General features: G+C 35.6%; 1 protein-coding gene. It reads left to right on the top strand.

Annotated features, from left to right (window positions below):
* The first annotated feature begins 259 nt into the window (after positions 1 to 259).
* A complete protein-coding gene (locus IQR33_RS04550; RefSeq protein ID WP_021707603.1) occupies positions 260 to 928 on the top strand; it encodes a LuxR C-terminal-related transcriptional regulator in 669 nt (222 codons plus the stop codon).
* The last annotated feature ends 245 nt before the right edge of the window (positions 929 to 1,173 follow it).

Here is a 1,173-nt window from a genome sequence, read left to right as displayed (position 1 = left end):
TCCAATCCACTAAGTTAGGTGGTGTTTTGCCTCTAACGTGCGTGATTAAATCACCTGCTCAAACACAAAAAGGGAGTTTATACTCCCTTTTTTAATGTCTGAAAAATGCTAATACCTCTCATATACTTGCCACTTAAAAATTATTGACACTTCAATGAGTTATTAATTAGTACTAGTGATTTTCATACTTGACAATACTACCGCTCTATCTAAATCTATTGCGTATTTCAATAAAAACGACCAAGGGAATGCGATCAGGATGGAGCAGCAAAAAAAAAGAAACGTTATTTTAATCACGGAGGGAAGTCTACAGTCATCTCTGTTGAAAGATGTATTGGAGACCAAACTCGGTATTAGTGTTGCTCTAATCACGCCAGATAATCTGATTCACGGAGTGTTACATGAATCTCTTGCATCAGCCATTATTGTTGATTGCAGCGTGATCACGGATGAAATTTTTCGCCGTTATGCGGAGTTTAAAGCGGCCAAGCAGAAAGACACGCTTGAAATCTTAATTAATTGTGAGCAATCCATATCGACAGAAGATCTCTTTGCTTGGCGTACTTTGGCCGGTATTTTCTATACCTCTGATGATATAAAAACGTTGCAAGTTGGTATTGGTAAGGTGCTTCAAGGAGATATGTGGTTCAGCCGTAAGTTTTCTCAGCAGTACATTACTTACCTTCGTCGACATTGCAAACCTATAAATAAGAATGTTTCCGCTATTCTGACCAAACGAGAGCAACAAATAATTACCTTTCTTTCCATGGGGGCGTCCAATCAACAAATCGCCGAACAATTATTTGTCAGCGAGAATACGGTAAAAACGCATTTACATAATATTTTCAAGAAGATTGATGTGAAAAATAGAGTTCAAGCACTTATTTGGGCAAAGGAAAATATTTCAGACAACTCGTTAACGGTGTAATGCTATTGCAATATTAGGTTGCCTAATTTAGTAAACTCTTAATAATTTCTGTGACCTGAATGTGTTAAAAGTGTTTCTTTTATGAGAAACACTTTTTTTGGTTCTCTTTTTAATAACTTTAGAATTTAAAAAAGTAGCAAATAACTTTACTCTGTGAACTAGCACTTACATATCAAACTAAGTGCTGACGATTAACTACTAATTTAAGAATGTTAAGTCACTGAAAGTATGAGAAACATTATGGG

The organism is Vibrio sp. OPT46, assembly GCF_015163535.1.
In the GTDB taxonomy this organism is placed as follows: domain Bacteria; phylum Pseudomonadota; class Gammaproteobacteria; order Enterobacterales; family Vibrionaceae; genus Vibrio; species Vibrio alginolyticus.
The sequence above is the reverse complement of the archived record's forward strand: the minus strand, read 5'-3'. Positions and strand labels throughout refer to the sequence as shown.